The organism is Staphylococcus sp. HMSC06C11 (assembly GCF_001808345.1).
GTDB lineage: Bacteria > Bacillota > Bacilli > Staphylococcales > Staphylococcaceae > Staphylococcus > Staphylococcus capitis.
In genome coordinates this window covers 42,391-58,380 of the sequence record NZ_KV793040.1, presented here as the reverse complement: position 1 = coordinate 58,380, position 15,990 = coordinate 42,391, and the positions used below count along the sequence as shown (strand labels likewise).

Genomic DNA, 15,990 nt, shown 5'->3' with positions numbered 1-15,990 from the left:
GAGTTTTTTAAATTTTAGTGGCTGGTAATCATTTTAGTTGTCGATATTGGGTTGCTTTTTCAAAGAAAGAACTAAAATAAGAACGACTATGATAATAATTCCTAATATTTGAAAAGCCTTAAATGATACATCTAGAAATAAACCACTTGCTACAACTGCAACTACAGGTTCTATCGTACCAAATAACGTTGTTTCTTTAGCTGATAGATATTTCAAGCTATCAATAAATAGATAATATGCTAGAGCAGTGCCTCCAATAATTCCAAATATTAAATAAAGAAACGTTGACACATGCCATTGAGTCATACTGACGTTCCAAATAGGATGACGTAAAGTCATAATTATACCGGAAATAATCATTGCCCAACCAACGACTAAAATGGAGGCATATTTATTCAATAATTTTTCCGCATAGATAGTGTAAAATGCTAGAGCTAATCCGGCCAAGATTCCCCAAAATAAGCTTGAAGGGGCAACAATTAATTTAGAAAGTGAACCATTTGTTAAGAGCAGAAATGTACCGACAAGTGTCAAGAGTACAACAACTATATCAAATGCCCTTAGCTTTTCTTTACCTCTGAATGCAAACCATAGAATGATATATACAGGCGCAATATATTGTAATAAAGTAGCGACTGCTGCATTACCTTCATTAATTGATGCCATGTAAGCATATTGAACGATTAACATGCCAAAGAGACTATAAATTATCAAAGTAATCACGTGAGATACACGAGTAAAAATGACAAATATGGATTGTCTAGAATTCATTATTTTAAACATGACTAATAAAAATAAACCGCTAATTATTAATCTTGTAGTTACATACCAGTCTACATTGATTCCTGCATGCTTAAATAGAAAATCTGAAACAGTTCCCCCTAATCCCCATAAGCTTGCCCCTATAATAGCGAATAAGATACCTTTTAATCTCGATTGTTTATAACCTTTCAATTCGCCACCTCCATAATGATGATTAATCTCATGATATATAGTATATAATTAGAAATATATCTTTTTACTTTAAAAAAGTATCAATATATTGAGGTTGATATCCATGACAATAAATATCCGATTGAAAGAAAATTTAGAAGAAATTATTCATTACCCAGATTCCTTATGGCAACATATCATGTTACATACTCAACTTGACCAAACGATTCTAGGTTATATCCCTTTGCATTGGCACAATGATTTACAGCTGATGGTGGTCACTTGTGGGACTATTCAAATTGAAATTGCTAATCAAACCGTTGTATTAAAAAAGGATCAAGCTTTGTTTATTAATACAAATGTAGTTCATAAAATAGAAGGGCTTGAAGCGGATACTTCCTTTTACTGTTGGAATATTGGTTTACCTGATGCGACAGACTATGTAAATTATAAATATGTAAATCAAATTATTAATACGCTTGATAAGCATCCTTATATGAAAATAAATGGTGTCAATGTAGAAGAAAAGATATTAATTGAAAAGATAAAAAATGTAGGAGAATTATTTGAAGCAAAAGATAAGCATTATCAACTTAATATATTAAGTGAGTATTATATTTGTTTGAAATATCTCGTCATGCTGATTGATCAAACTCATCATTCCAAACAATATTATTACTTTGATCAAAGAATAAAAGATTGCATAAACTTTATTCAGAGTAATTACACATATAAAATAAAAATGCATGACTTATGTAAGATATCCTGCATTAGCAGTTCAGAAACGATTAAGCTCTTTAAAAGGTATGTAGGTATGACGCCTTTCCAATATTTATTACACTATCGATTGGAAAAGGGCGCAAAGCAACTTAAATTAACTCATAATAATGTAACGGAAGTAGCTATGGATTGCGGTTTTTCTACAACGAGTTATTTCATACAGATGTTTAAAGATAAATACAAAGTTACACCTAAACAATTTCAATTATCACATTAATAAAAATGCGAATTCTGTTATCAATATACCTGATAACTGGAATTCGCATTTTTTGGTGTTTGATGGTAATTATTTTGAGTGTTATTCGAATCTACATTTTTGTAGTTAGAAGTTGTGAAAGAGTGTGAATGAGATGAATCTGAATGACTTGATGTTGAACTTACGTCCTCATCACTATTTCTAGATGTGTTGTTGATACGAGAATGATCACTATCTAAAACTGAATTACTCATATCTTTACCTTGTAAACTACCGATAAGTATAAAAGCAAGATAACAACTACAAACAACTAGTATGATTGCAAGATAGACGCCAACAGCGAGTTTTACTGGTTTATCCATCCATATCCTCCTAAGGTCGTAGTAACTTTCATATTTAAGGTAACATGTGTTTTTTAAGCTAATGTAAATTCAAAGTAAAATTCTCATTACTTTACTAAAGATATGAAATGAATTAAAAAATTCTACAATATAAAAATAAAATTTATCATTTTTTCTAAAAAATGCATAGTGTATATGTAATAACTTTACATTTATTTACATTATCTTAATGTTGGGTTAAAAGATTTAAAACTGAGTCAACACGCACATGATAGTCTACTACTAGTTAGAGAATAAAAAAATTTGTAATGAATTATGATGAATTATATAGATTATATTGACTTTTGATTAATTTTTTATTTAGACTTTACTATGATGGAAACGTTTTAAATTTTTGTAAAAATTGTGAGTTAATTAATTTAAATTAGTGTTTATCATTTTCCATTAACAATTTAATATTACATAGAAAAGCGAGGTAAGACGGATTGATTCTCATTATAGTGTGTGTCCTGTTGATTCTATGGCTAGGAATTAAAGAAAAAAGACGTCATGCGAATCGACTAAAGAAAATCCCTTTACGAATTAATATCAATGGGATTCGTGGGAAATCTACAATCACTCGAATGGCTTACAGTGTGCTTCGAGAAGACCATTACAGAGTAATCGGTAAAACGACTGGAACAGATGCGAGAATGATGTACTGGTTCACACAGAAAGAATACGATGTAATTAGAAAACCTCAAGGTGCAAATATTGGTGAACAGCGTGATATTATTCGTAAGGTTGTAAAGCAAAAAGCAAACGCACTTGTTAATGAGTGTATGGCTGTTAACCCTGACTACCAAATTACATTCCAAAAAGATTTAGTAAAGGCAAACATTGGCGTTATTGTAAACGTGATGGAAGATCACATGGATGTATTGGGTCCAACTCTTAAAGATGTAGCTCAAGCCTTTACAGCAACTATTCCATATAATGGTAAATTAGTTGTAATGAAAGATGAATATACTGATTTCTTCGCGAAAGAAGCTAAAAAGCGAAATTCGGAAATCATCGTTGTAGATAAAGACGAAATACCTGAATCATACTTAAGAAAATTTGACTACTTAGTCTTCCCGGATAATGTTGCCATTGTCTTAGGTATAGCAGAGGCTGTTGGTGTAGATTATGAAACAGCACTTCAAGGTATGTTAAATGCCCCAGCCGATCCAGGTGCGGTGCGTATTAAATATTTCCATGCAAATAACACGCAAAATGTCTTTGTTAATGCTTTTGCTGCAAATGAACCAAAATCAACGAAGGCAATTTTGAATAAAGTTGAATCATATAATTATCCATACAAAAAGAAAATTATCATTTTAAATTGTCGTTCAGATAGAATTGATAGAACACAATTATTCGTTGAAAATTTCTTAGAAGATGTTGATTATGATGTTTTAATTTGTACTGGTAAGAGTACGCAAATGGTTTCAAACCTAATGCAAAAAATGCCAGATAAGAAATATTTAAATTACGAAGGGCAAGAATTCTCTGAAATTGAAAAAGGAATTATGCATGAGTCAGAAAATGCACTTGTCTTTTGTGTAGGAAACATCCACGGCCCGGGTGGAAGAATAGCGGAATTCATAGAAGGGATAGAATAAAAAAATGATAGGTTCAGAGTTATATTTCTCCTTATTCGTAGGTGTTATTCTCAGTTTAATATTTGCTGAGAAATTCGGGATCAACCCGGCAGGACTTGTTGTTCCTGGTTACTTAGCTTTAATTTTTGATCAACCCATAATGTTATTATCAGTATTGATTATTAGTTGTTTAACTTACTTTATTGTTAATAACGGTATTAGTAAATGGGTGATTTTATATGGTAGAAGAAAATTCGCTGCTATGATTTTAACTGGTATGGTACTCAAGTTTATATTTGACTTAATTTATCCTCTCACGCCATTTGAGATGGTTGAAGTTTCAGGTATTGGTGTTGTCATTCCAGGAATCATTGCAAATACGGTTCAAAAGCAAGGTGTCGTAATTACATTATCAACTACAATGTTATTAACTTGTATTACTTATGTCATCTTGTTCTTATATAGCTTTATCAACTAATCACGAACAAGGAGCGCGTATTAATGAAAAAGAAAAAACGATTATCGCCCAGTGAGTGGTTACTTAAACAGTCTAAAAGACATAAAAGAAGAAACACGCTTTACACGGCGATTGTCCTTTTATCAGCTTTAATTCTATTAGTATTTGCGATCAGAGCAATACATGTCGATCCTGTCAAAAGTGATGCCAAAAGTGGAAATAGCCTTCGATTTACATACTTAGGCAACATTACTTTAAATAAACACATTCGCCAAAATAATTTGAATGATGTATTTGCAGGAATTCAAGACACGTTAAAGAATAGTGATTTTTCTTCGGCTTCTTTATTGGTTAATGAATTTTCAAAAAATCAAAAAGATGATCTTAATAAAAACATAGAAAATATCATGTTCTTACGTAAACAAAATATTAAAAGTGTAAATCTCATCAACAAGTCTATTGATAATATTCAAGCGACAGAGTTAATGAGAAAAGTTGAATCTCAAGCAGGTTATAACTTTTTAACAGGAAATGGTTCAAATCCTATAAATAGTAAAACTGTTCAACAAGAAATTAAAGGTAAGAAAATCGCAAATGTATCATTTACAGATGTTGAATCAAATTATACTAAACCTTTAAAAAATACGACTTCAATCAGTTTAGATCCGAAGATTTTTTATCCACTCATTAAGAAGTTAAAAGAAAACAATGATTACGTAGTAGTTAATGTTGACTGGGGTATTCCTAATGAAAGAAATGTAACTGATAGACAAAAAGAATATGCGCACGCATTATCAGATGCTGGTGCTGACATTATTGTTGGTCATAATTCAGTTGTACAGAAAATAGAAAAATATAAAAATACACCTATTTTCTATAGTTTAGGTAATACAACTTCAGATGACTTCTTATCGAAAAATCAAAAAGGCATGATCGTACAACAAGATTGGAACGGAAAACATAATAAATTCCATATCACACCAATTCAGTCAAAAGACGGTAAAATCTCTAAAGATGATATGAATAAATTGGATCATGTAAGATTCCATAACAATATCAAAGATAAAACAGTTAATTTAAAATCAGATAATAGTGGAGGTTATACTTTTGAATATTAAAAAACATTGGTTGCCAATCGTCGTTGTCATCTTAGTTATTGTCATTTTCTTATTAGTGACATTTGCCAAAGCAAATGAAGGTTTAGATCATTATGAACAAAATGAATTGAAAAATGGAGAACAGCAATATCTTTCAAAAGGGGCAAGCTAAATATGAATATATATAATAAAGTGACCTTGAGTGTCATTTTAGTTATAACAATTGTGATTTCGTTCCTCTTTTATTTCTTAACAACAGAGAAGAAAGTGGACAAAGACACGTTATATGAAAATAAGATAGCGAACCATAAACAATCTGGTAACCAAAAAAATTATGGTGTTGCCTCTAATAATGCAATTGCAACTAAAGTAGGTAATAAAATAATTGAAGATGGCGGTAATGCAACAGATGCAGCTGAAGGTGTTGCTTATGCTCTAGCTGTAACTGAACCTCATTCGTCTGGTTTAGGCGGTGGGGGCGCAACGCTAACGTACAATGGTAAAGATGGAGAAGTCCCTAAAATGTATGAATATAAGACAATGTCTTCATACAATTATAAACAAGGCGACAAAATCGGTGTACCTGGCTTCGTTAGAGGTATGCATGATATGCATGAAAAAGAAGGTAAAATGGATGAGAAGAAAATCTTTAACTACGTCATTCCTTTAGCAGAAGATGGCTTCGAAGTAGATTCAGAACTTGAACGTAGTTTGAAAATTTACGGCTCTAAGATTGACCGTAATTCACCTTTCTTCAAAGGAAGTAAAACAGTACGTGAAGGTGACGTTGTTAAGCAAAGTAAACTTGCTGACACGTTAAAGAAAATCCGTGATAAAGGCCCAGATTACTTCTACAAAGACGTAGGCAAAAGTATTTCTAAACAGTTAAAAAATAAATTGACTGAAAAGGACTTCACAACCTTCAAAACTGAATCAAAAGAACCAGTAAGCACAACTTATAAAAATAACAAAATTTATTCAGCTTCTAACCCATTAGGTGGTACGCTAACTTTACAAGGTTTAAAAGTTGATGAACAAGAAAACCAAAATAATGCTGACCGTACTAGCTTTATTACTGCGATGATTAAATCACGTGATTTAATGTACCAAAACCGTGATATTGTTAATGGTTCAGAAGCAAGTAACGACCAACAATTATCGGATGATTACTTACTTGGTCAATTAAATAAAGTTAATGTTGGAAGCAACACAGAAAATGGTAGTGACTTTAACCAAATAAGAACTGATAATACAAGTACAACGCACTTTGTAGTTATTGATAAAGATGGTAAATTAGCAAGTACGACTAATACACTTTCAAGTTACTTTGGATCTGGTGATTTCATGAAAGAAGGATTCTATATGAACAACTCATTAGGAGACTTCTCTAAAGAATCAACGAGTCCTAACTATGGGGAACCTCATAAAGCACCAAGATCATTCATTTCACCATCAGTAGTGGTAGGTCCTAACTTCTACATGGGTATTGGTACTCCTGGAGGTAACAAAATTCCTACTATCTTAGATGAGGTTATCGTAGATTATTTAAATGGTAACGGTACGTTGCAAGAATCTGTTGATAAACCACGTTTTTATAATGATGGTGGTACAGTTTATTATGAAAATGCTACAAGCGATGAAGATATTAACATCTTCAAAAGTTTAGGTTATGGCGTTCAAGAAAAACGTAATGACCCTAACTTCGGTAGTGTTCAAGGTGCCGTGTATGATAAAAATAAAAAATCAGTAGACGTCGGTTCAGATGTTGGTAACCGTTAAAAATTAAATACAAATAATAGTACACCTTCAAAGTTGAAATCATATCACTTTGAAGGTGTTTTTATGTATTTAGTGGAATCATGTGATTAAAACATTTAATTTTAAAATGACTGATTTATGATTGCAATATTAATTTTCCCTCACCGTAAAAAAATTTATGCATATCCGACAGTTTTATGACATTGGGTGTAAGCGTATACAGGTCAATTCATAAATAGTATGATGATTGAGTAAAAGTTTTACATATTATTTAAGACTTCGAGGTGGCTTATGGATATTATAGCTTTATTAATAGGATTAGGACCGTTATTAGGTTGGGGATTGTTCCCAACGATTGCATCTAAATTTGGTGGACGACCTGTGAACCAAATCTTTGGTGCAACAGTCGGGACATTAATCTTTGCAATTATATTAGCCGTGGTAAAAGGTATTGGAATACCCGGAGGTATGGCACTCATATTTTCAATTATTTCAGGTGCCGGATGGGCATTTGGTCAAATTATTACATTTAAAGCGTTTGGGTTAGTAGGATCATCTAGAGCTATGCCTATTACAACAGCTTTTCAATTATTAGGTGCTTCGTTATGGGGCGTATTCGCTTTAGGTAACTGGCCTGGTATAGCAAACAAAATGATTGGATTCGTAGCACTCATAGTAATTTTAGTTGGCGCACGCATGACAGTTTGGTCAGAGAAAAGTGAACAAGAGTATAGTCAAAATCTTAGAAAAGCAGTGGTTTTATTACTTATTGGTGAAATTGGATATTGGGTTTATTCAGCTGCACCACAAGCTACAGATATAGGTGGATTAAAAGCATTTTTACCACAAGCTATTGGTATGGTAATTGTAGCAGTCATCTATGCTCTAATGAATATGAACAAAGGGAATGCCTTTAAAGAAGCAGTCAGTTGGAAACAAATTATTTCTGGTTTCTTCTTCGCCTTTGCCGCGTTAACATATTTAATTTCAGCCCAACCCAATATGAATGGACTAGCTACTGGTTTCGTTCTTTCCCAAACTTCAGTCGTTTTAGCAACTTTAACAGGTATTTTCTTTTTAAATCAGAAGAAAACACCAAAAGAATTAATGATTACTATTATCGGATTGGTTTTAATTCTTATTGCTGCTTCCGTAACTGTATTTATTAAATAACTTAGTGAGGGATTGATATTTATGAAAAAGACAGCAGTATTAAATAGTCATGTTTCACAAGCTATCTCAACTTTAGGACATTATGATTTAATTACCATCAACGACGCAGGAATGCCTATACCTAATGATGAAAGACGTATTGATTTAGCAGTAACTAAAGGCTTACCAAGTTTTATAGATGTACTTGAAAATGTTTTAACAGAAGTGGAGATTCAAAAAATTTACTTAGCAGAAGAGATAAAAACAAATAATTCAACTCAGCTTAAAGCAATTAAACACTTAATCGAGGAACATGTAGAGATTGAATTTATTCCTCATAGTAAAATGAAAGAGATGCTTCAATCACCACATAATAAAGGGAACATTAGAACAGGAGAGACCACACCATTCTCTAATATCGTATTAGAATCTAATGTCACTTTTTGATAGAAAGCACGATTGAAGAATTATATATCTAAAAAGGGGGCTATTTCAATGAGTAGAAACAAGGTAGTTATAGTAGGTTCAACCAATGTTGATAAATTTATTAACGTGACGCGTTTTCCTAAACCAGGAGAGACATTACACATTGATCAAGCGCAACGAGAATTTGGTGGAGGAAAGGGTGCTAATCAAGCGATTGCAGCTGGTCGTCTAGAAGCTGAAACAACTTTTGTTACTAAAGTAGGTAAAGAAGGGAATGCCGATTTTATCATTGAAGATTTCAAAGAGGCGTCTATTAATACGGAATATATTTTAACCGCTGATAATGAAGAAACAGGACAAGCTTTCATAACAGTATCAGAAGACGGTCAGAATACAATTTTAGTATATGGTGGAGCAAATATGACTTTAAGTGCTAAAGATGTCATGGCAGCAGAACAACCAATTACTGAAGCGGACTTTGTTGTGGCACAATTAGAAATACCAATTGAAGCTATAGAACAAGCCTTTAAAATTGCTAAAGCAAATGGTGTAACAACTGTACTCAATCCTGCCCCTGCGATTGATTTACCTAAATCTTTATTAACATTAACAGATATTATTATTCCTAATGAAACTGAAGCTGAACTACTATCAGGTATCTCTATCACTAATCAAGATAACATGAAAGAAACCGTAGAATATTTCTTCAAATTAGGAATTTCAACAATACTTATTACGCTTGGGGAACAAGGTACATATTATGCCACTGAGAATGAATCCAACATTGTTCCATCCTATAAAGTAGAAGCTATTGATACTACTGCTGCAGGTGATACATTTATTGGAGCTTTTGTGAGTCAATTAAACAAAGATTTGAGTAATTTGGAACAAGCTATCCAATTCGCTAATCAAGCATCATCTTTAACTGTTCAACGACAAGGAGCTCAAGCAGCTATTCCTACTAGAGATGAAGTAATCAATGTCTATAAATAATTAGCTGGTCTTATAAGTGAAAGGTATTTCATTACGTATTCATAATTAAAAAAATGCTCTAAGAAGTTGTGTTAAAACAATCATCTTAGAGCTATTATTTTTTCTAAAATACTATTAACTCCAAACTTTAAGTTTTCATATAGTATGTAAGCATATATGATATAAATATACAGAGATAACTTAATACATATTTGACATAAACGAAGGGTGATCAAAAGATGGAAGAAGTTGTTTTAGGTATTGATTTAGGAACGAGCGCAATTAAAATTATCGCAGTCAATCGCCAAGGCGAAGTATTGGAGACTGTAAGTGAACCATTGAAATTATTTCAAGAGCAACCTGGATATAGTGAACAAGACCCTAATGAATGGTTTCAAGCTACTAAGCGTGGCGTTAAGCGCATTATCTCTTCAAATGCTTTAAAGAATAAAGCTGTGAAAGGTCTTTCGTTCTCAGGACAGATGCACGGTCTAGTCGTCTTAAATAAAGAAGGACAGCCCTTACGCAATGCAATACTCTGGAATGATACTAGAAATTCGGAACAGTGTCGTCAAATTAAAGAAGTGTATGGTGAGAGACTCAACTATAACCCAATATTAGAAGGATTTACATTACCTAAAATGTTATGGGTTCAACAACATGAGCCTGAAATTTGGGAACAAGTGAATGTATTTATGTTACCTAAAGATTATTTACGATATTGTTTAACGAATCAAATTAATATGGAATACAGTGATGCGGCTAGCACATTATTATTAAATCCTAAAACAAATTTGTGGACAAAAGATGTGGGCTCAATTTTCAATATCCCTGATATTTATCCATCATTAGTCAATTCACATGAATGTGTTGGGTACGTTAGCGAATTACTGGCAGATGAACTAGGTTTAAAGCATCAGGTTGCTGTATTTGCCGGAGGTGGGGATAATGCCTGTGGAGCTATAGGAGCTGGCGTGATTAATGATAAAGAGGCATTATGTAGTATAGGAACATCTGGCGTTGTATTAAATGTTGAACATAATCATGTTACAGAGTATGATCAGAATTTACATTTCTTCAATCACAGTATTCCTAATACGTATTATGCGATGGGAGTTACATTAGCTGCAGGTTATAGTTTGAATTGGTTGAAGACCACATTCTTTGAAAATGACTCCTTCGCCCAAATTTTAGATTCTGCTGAAAGTGCCAAACTAGGAGCAAATGGCTTATTATTTGCTCCTTACTTAGCTGGTGAACGCACGCCACATGGGGATGCCTACATTAGAGGTAGTTTTATTGGTATTAGTGGACAACACAAAAAAGCAGATTTTGCACGTGCAGTTATAGAAGGTATTACTTATTCTTTATATGATTCAATCAAAATAATGCGAGAAGCAGGACACGAAATCAATTCAATTACCTCAATTGGTGGAGGGGCTAAAAGTAAGTTCTGGCTTCAACTTCAAGCAGATGTTTTTAATATGAAAGTGAAAAAATTAAAACATGAAGAAGGTCCAAGTATGGGAGCAGCTATGCTTGCAGCATACGGACTAGGTTGGTTTGAAAGTGTAGCTGATTGTGTTGAGACATTTATTAAAGTTGAAGAAGTTTTTAAACCTAATGCCGAAAATCATAAACGATACGAACAATTCCATAATGTTTATCAACGAGTCTATAAGCAAACGAAAGAACTAACAAAGGAACTGCTAGCGATTACAAAGTAAAGTACCAACTCTCGGACAATTCTTGTGCGAGAGTTTTTTATCTTGATAACTCTAAATGCAAAACCTAGACTTTATATAGAAATTTATTGAAAAAAGTGAATTATTGAAAAGATGGGAAACAATAATTGATTTTTAGTTTGAGCGACAAAAAAGAAAAATTATTTTCAAGGAAATGAATATTGACATTACACTAAATAGAACGTTTAATAAAATTATATTTTAACAATTAATATATGAGCACAATTAAAAAATAAGACACCGAGAGGATGATAATATGTTAATTTTGAAACAAGAATTGTGTGAGTTTCTAAGCCGTATGTCGCCACGAACGTTTGCGTATATGAATGAACTCGACTATCCTAATTTATTACTTGAACTTGAACACCAAGATATTACACTACCCACTACACACCAACTTCAAAGGTCAATTCAATTCCCTCAATATCAACCACCTTCGCATCAACTAAATAATCAGTTTATCAATCTAAGAGATGAAGCTGAAAGTGATATTAATGATGAAAAGTTACGTTTTTTACAATTCTATCCTGTCAACCAGCACAGTGAAATGTTGAGTGCATACTCTAGAATGACCCAATTAAAAATCAAAACAACTGTTAAACCACTTAAATTATCATTCCCATTAGATCCAGATACATTAACTGATAAACTCAACCTTCCACCTGCTCATGAAAATCGCGACATTCCTTTACTCCTATATATGCTTCAAAAACTACTTTCAGAACTCAAAAAATGCAATTTAAAATTCTCTATTCAAGATAATATTATAGAAATCATCTATCCCAGTCATATTGTTAAAGTCTTCATTAATTTATATAAAAACAATCAAAGCATCTATCCTCTACAAATATTTGTTAGTGCTTACTGTAGATACGCACCATTTATTGAGCAAATGGAATCAATATCTATGTCTACATCTAAAGAAGTGTTAACAAATGTAGACAAACTTTTCTTACTTATACTTGAATTACCAGAAAGACTTACAAGACAAGAATTTTCATTGAGTCAAAAGAATTATGACTTAGCTGAAAAATTATTTTTCATTAAAGGGTAACTTTTACTTATTGAAAAGATATAGAGGTAGAAGTCCGCCTAATTAATTAAAATGATATAGGTAAGAGTAGAAAATGATAAAATTCACCCGTGAATCTGAAAATAGGTTTAAGGGTAAAAATACAATTTTAAATTAAACATTCATATTTAAGGGCTGGTTGCACTAGAAATTTGCAATAAGCCCTTAAAAATTGTGAGCAATTTGTTACATTTTGAGATAATAAGCGTTAGAATATATAAGTCGCCTAAATGATATGTACTAGTTATCTGTACATCATATGAAGACGATTTTGAGGTAAGGGTAAATTAATGTTTATGATAGCGTTTACATTCGTCAGGGCTAGGTGTAAAATGTTTCGAATAAAATCAAATAACAAAATAATTTCTCTTTTGTACTTTTTGCAACAATAAAAATATAACTTAGTGAATTATTTCACAATATCTACTAATTTATTTGTTGTAAATTATTGAAATCGCTTTCTTAAGGGTGTACGATAGCTATGGCCTAAAAAAACAGAAAGAAGGTTATGGGGAAATGAATATAATCTTAGGAGTAGGGACACTAGTAATTGTACTTATCATCATGACGCTGTTCTTAAACTTTGCGCCATATGGTAAACAAGGTTTACAAGCTTTATCAGGGGCAGCTTGTGCCACATACTTACCACAAGCATTCTTAAGTTATGCTATCGGTGGCGTGTTCCACATTAAATTTTTTCAAGAAATTGGTGACTTAGCAGGGAGTTTAAGCGGAATTGCAGTTGGTATTTTAACTTGTTTAAACTTGGGTGTATCTCCAGTTTTTGCTGTTATCGTTGGTTTAGTTTTACATGACTCAAAATTATTGCCAGCATTTATAGCAGCATATATTATTGCTTTTGGGATTAAATTGATAGAGAAAAAAGTTCCAGAAGGACTAGATTTAATTGTTGTAATTTTATTGGCTCCAGCAATTACATTTGGTTTAGCAAATTTAATTTCACCAGGGGTTATCGCTGTACTTAAACAAATTGGTTCAGCTATCTCATCTGTAGGTAATGATAATCCTTATGCTTTAGCAGTTATATTAGGACTAGTTATACCTGTAACAGGCATGACGCCTTTAAGTTCAATGGTCTTAACAAGCTTATTAGGGCTTACAGGTATTCCAATGGCAATCGGTGCATTAACATGTACTGGTGCTTCATTCGTTAACGCAGTACTATTCAGTAGACTGCATATTGGTAAGAAAACCAATGCGTTCGCAGTATTTATCGAACCATTGACACAAATAGATTTAATTGCAAAATATCCACTACAACTTTATGGTACGAATGCCATCATCGGTGTTGTAAATGCTTGTATCGTTACATTCAGTGGACTAGTAATCAATGTAAAAGGTATGGCTACACCGATCGCAGGTGCGATTGTATTATTTGGATTTAATAATGCAGTGACTTCTATCATAACTATCATCACAGTGGGTATAGTAAGTGTAGTACTAGCATTCGTTATGAGTTCAATTATCAAGAAGTTTAACTTAATGAATATTAGTTTCAAATTACCAGGGAAAAAGAATCGAGTTAAGGAGAGTGTTTAATAATGGCTAAAAGCTATGATTACCAAAGTGCTTTTGACATTATTGGACCAGTTATGATGGGACCATCAAGTTCTCATACTGCTGGTGCAGTTAAAATAGGTAACTCAGCACGTGCTGTTTTAGGAGACATGCCTAAAACTTTAGAGATTCATTATTATGAATCTTTTGCTAAGACGCACCAAGGACATGGTACAGACGTAGCTGTAGTTGGTGGTGCTATGGGCTATAGCACCTTCGATAGCCGAATTAAATCAGCATTAGATATAGCTAAGGATGAAAATATTGATGTTGATATCATCGAAGAAGATGGAGAAAGTATCGGTCAACATCCTAACTGTGCTTATATTAAGGCGAACTCTGAAAGTGGACGTCACATTGAAGTCATTGGTATTTCAATTGGTGGCGGTACAATTAAACTTAAAGGCATTAACGTCAATGGCTTAGAAGTTGAAATTAACAATGGACTTCCAATGTTAGAAATAGACGGCGAAATGGATAAAGCTCAGGTGAATCACTTAATCAACGACATGACAGATATGGAAATTGATTTTGGTGATGAAACTGTCAAGACGAGCGACAATAATGGTCTAGTTGTATTACCTTTAAATAAAGCAATCTCAGAATCAACATTAAACAAAATTAGAGAAAAATACAGTGACTTAAACGTTTCCTATATCAATTAGAGGGGGATTATAAATGTTTGATTCAATTAGAGAGACAATAGATTATTCTGTTGAACATGACATTTCCTTCGCTGATATCTTGATCAACGAAGAAATGGAAAGAGAAGGTATATCACGCGACGAAGTACGTGAACGCATGAAACAAAATCTTGAAGTGATGCGTGATGCAGTAGAAAAAGGTACTACTGGAGACGGTGTAGAAAGTGTTACAGGTTATACAGGCCATGATGCGGCAAAACTTCGTGATTACAACGAAAACAATCATGCTTTATCAGGGAAAGAAATGATTGAAGCCGTTAAAGGCGCAGTTGCAACAAACGAAGTGAATGCAGCAATGGGTATCATCTGTGCTACACCTACAGCTGGTTCCTCGGGAACTATTCCCGGAGTTCTTTTCAAATTAGAGAAAACTCATGATTTAACTGAAGATCAAATGATAGATTTCCTATTTACTTCAGCATTATTTGGACGTGTAGTTGCAAACAACGCAAGTGTTGCTGGTGCTACAGGCGGTTGCCAAGCAGAAGTTGGTTCTGCGTCAGCAATGGCTGCAGCAGCTTCTGTAGCTATCTTTAATGGTACTCCAGAGCAATCTGGTCATGCGATGGCACTTGCGATAAGTAACTTATTAGGTTTAGTTTGTGATCCTGTAGCAGGACTCGTTGAAATTCCTTGTGTAATGAGAAATGCTATTGGTTCAGGTAACGCATTAATTTCAGCAGACCTTGCATTAGCTGGCGTTGAAAGTCGTATTCCAGTTGATGAAGTTATCGGTGCGATGGACAGAGTTGGTCGTAATTTACCTGCATCTCTTCGTGAAACAGGTTTAGGTGGTCTAGCTGGTACACCAACTGGTGAAGAAATTAAACGTAAAATTTTCGGTGAAGCTGAAAATATGGTAAATAATAAATAACTTATAAATATAATGATGAAGCACTTTAGTTTTGTGTATGGCAAGACTAAAGTGCTTTTTTCTAAGGTTATAAAGATTAACTGTTTTAGTAAGTACATAGTTGAATGATTAAAAAGGATTACAATAGACTATGGTCTATTGCATTAAGAACACCGTCGAAATTAGAATTCGCATATTAGATGAACACAATAGTCAAGAAACTATTATGTAAGAAGCACTAAAGAATTATTACCATCATAAGTGCTTCTTTAGTATTGCAAAATGTGGGTCCCCAATCTAAAAT

General features: G+C 33.1%; 16 protein-coding genes. 14 read left to right on the top strand and 2 right to left on the bottom strand.

Annotated features, from left to right (window positions below; all coding sequences use genetic code 11):
• Window positions 1-33: 33 nt before the first annotated feature.
• Window positions 34-954, bottom strand: coding sequence for a DMT family transporter (locus HMPREF3154_RS06415; RefSeq protein ID WP_023351122.1), 921 nt, complete (start codon window positions 952-954; stop codon window positions 34-36).
• 103 nt (window positions 955-1,057) lie between these two features.
• On the opposite strand from HMPREF3154_RS06415, the gene HMPREF3154_RS06410 reads away from it, so the two are divergent.
• Entirely contained in the window at window positions 1,058-1,930 is an 873-nt protein-coding gene (locus tag HMPREF3154_RS06410) for an AraC family transcriptional regulator (RefSeq protein WP_023351123.1), read from the top strand.
• Between the two features lie 20 nt (window positions 1,931-1,950).
• On the opposite strand, the gene HMPREF3154_RS06405 is transcribed toward HMPREF3154_RS06410, so the two are convergent.
• Window positions 1,951-2,271 carry a hypothetical protein gene (locus HMPREF3154_RS06405; protein WP_002469876.1) on the bottom strand — a complete coding sequence of 107 codons (321 nt, stop codon included), beginning with the start codon at window positions 2,269-2,271 and terminating at the stop codon, window positions 1,951-1,953.
• A 464-nt stretch (window positions 2,272-2,735) separates the two neighbouring features.
• Here HMPREF3154_RS06405 and pgsB point away from each other — a divergent pair, with 464 nt between their 5' ends.
• From pgsB to sdaAA, 13 genes are all read left to right on the top strand, one after another.
• Entirely contained in the window at window positions 2,736-3,893 is a 1,158-nt protein-coding gene (pgsB, locus tag HMPREF3154_RS06400) for a poly-gamma-glutamate synthase PgsB (RefSeq protein WP_002432337.1), read from the top strand.
• Window positions 3,894-3,897: 4 nt separating this feature from the next.
• Window positions 3,898-4,350 carry a poly-gamma-glutamate biosynthesis protein PgsC gene (gene pgsC, locus HMPREF3154_RS06395; protein ID WP_002432315.1) on the top strand — a complete coding sequence of 151 codons (453 nt, stop codon included), beginning with the start codon at window positions 3,898-3,900 and terminating at the stop codon, window positions 4,348-4,350.
• 23 nt (window positions 4,351-4,373) lie between these two features.
• Complete coding sequence (locus HMPREF3154_RS06390) at window positions 4,374-5,447, top strand: CapA family protein (protein WP_023351125.1); 1,074 nt, start codon at window positions 4,374-4,376, stop codon at window positions 5,445-5,447.
• Window positions 5,437-5,598 carry a hypothetical protein gene (locus HMPREF3154_RS11400; protein ID WP_002432774.1) on the top strand — a complete coding sequence of 54 codons (162 nt, stop codon included), beginning with the start codon at window positions 5,437-5,439 and terminating at the stop codon, window positions 5,596-5,598. The genes HMPREF3154_RS06390 and HMPREF3154_RS11400 overlap by 11 nt, the downstream gene beginning before the upstream one ends.
• A 2-nt stretch (window positions 5,599-5,600) precedes the next feature.
• Window positions 5,601-7,205, top strand: a complete 1,605-nt coding sequence (locus tag HMPREF3154_RS06385) for a gamma-glutamyltransferase (RefSeq protein ID WP_002432872.1) — start codon at window positions 5,601-5,603, stop codon at window positions 7,203-7,205.
• A gap of 270 nt (window positions 7,206-7,475) precedes the next feature.
• Window positions 7,476-8,357 (top strand): ribose/proton symporter RbsU, encoded by an 882-nt coding sequence (gene rbsU / locus HMPREF3154_RS06380; protein WP_023351126.1) that lies wholly within the window; start codon window positions 7,476-7,478, stop codon window positions 8,355-8,357.
• Between the two features lie 21 nt (window positions 8,358-8,378).
• The gene (gene rbsD, locus HMPREF3154_RS06375; RefSeq protein ID WP_023351127.1) at window positions 8,379-8,783 is read left to right on the top strand and encodes a D-ribose pyranase; all 405 of its coding nucleotides are present in this window, start codon (window positions 8,379-8,381) and stop codon (window positions 8,781-8,783) included.
• A 48-nt stretch (window positions 8,784-8,831) separates the two neighbouring features.
• Window positions 8,832-9,755: a ribokinase gene (rbsK, locus tag HMPREF3154_RS06370; RefSeq protein WP_023351128.1), complete on the top strand. Its 924-nt coding sequence runs from the start codon at window positions 8,832-8,834 to the stop codon at window positions 9,753-9,755.
• Between the two features lie 218 nt (window positions 9,756-9,973).
• On the top strand, window positions 9,974-11,461 hold the full coding sequence (xylB, locus tag HMPREF3154_RS06365) for a xylulokinase (protein ID WP_023351129.1): 1,488 nt from the start codon (window positions 9,974-9,976) through the stop codon (window positions 11,459-11,461).
• A 274-nt stretch (window positions 11,462-11,735) separates the two neighbouring features.
• Window positions 11,736-12,533 (top strand): hypothetical protein, encoded by a 798-nt coding sequence (locus HMPREF3154_RS06360; RefSeq protein WP_023351130.1) that lies wholly within the window; start codon window positions 11,736-11,738, stop codon window positions 12,531-12,533.
• Window positions 12,534-13,067: 534 nt separating this feature from the next.
• On the top strand, window positions 13,068-14,111 hold the full coding sequence (locus HMPREF3154_RS06355) for a PTS sugar transporter subunit IIC (protein ID WP_002432706.1): 1,044 nt from the start codon (window positions 13,068-13,070) through the stop codon (window positions 14,109-14,111).
• A gap of 2 nt (window positions 14,112-14,113) precedes the next feature.
• Window positions 14,114-14,794: an L-serine ammonia-lyase, iron-sulfur-dependent subunit beta gene (gene sdaAB / locus HMPREF3154_RS06350; RefSeq protein ID WP_002432599.1), complete on the top strand. Its 681-nt coding sequence runs from the start codon at window positions 14,114-14,116 to the stop codon at window positions 14,792-14,794.
• A gap of 13 nt (window positions 14,795-14,807) precedes the next feature.
• Window positions 14,808-15,707, top strand: coding sequence for an L-serine ammonia-lyase, iron-sulfur-dependent, subunit alpha (gene sdaAA, locus HMPREF3154_RS06345; protein WP_002432338.1), 900 nt, complete (start codon window positions 14,808-14,810; stop codon window positions 15,705-15,707).
• Window positions 15,708-15,990 lie beyond the last annotated feature (283 nt).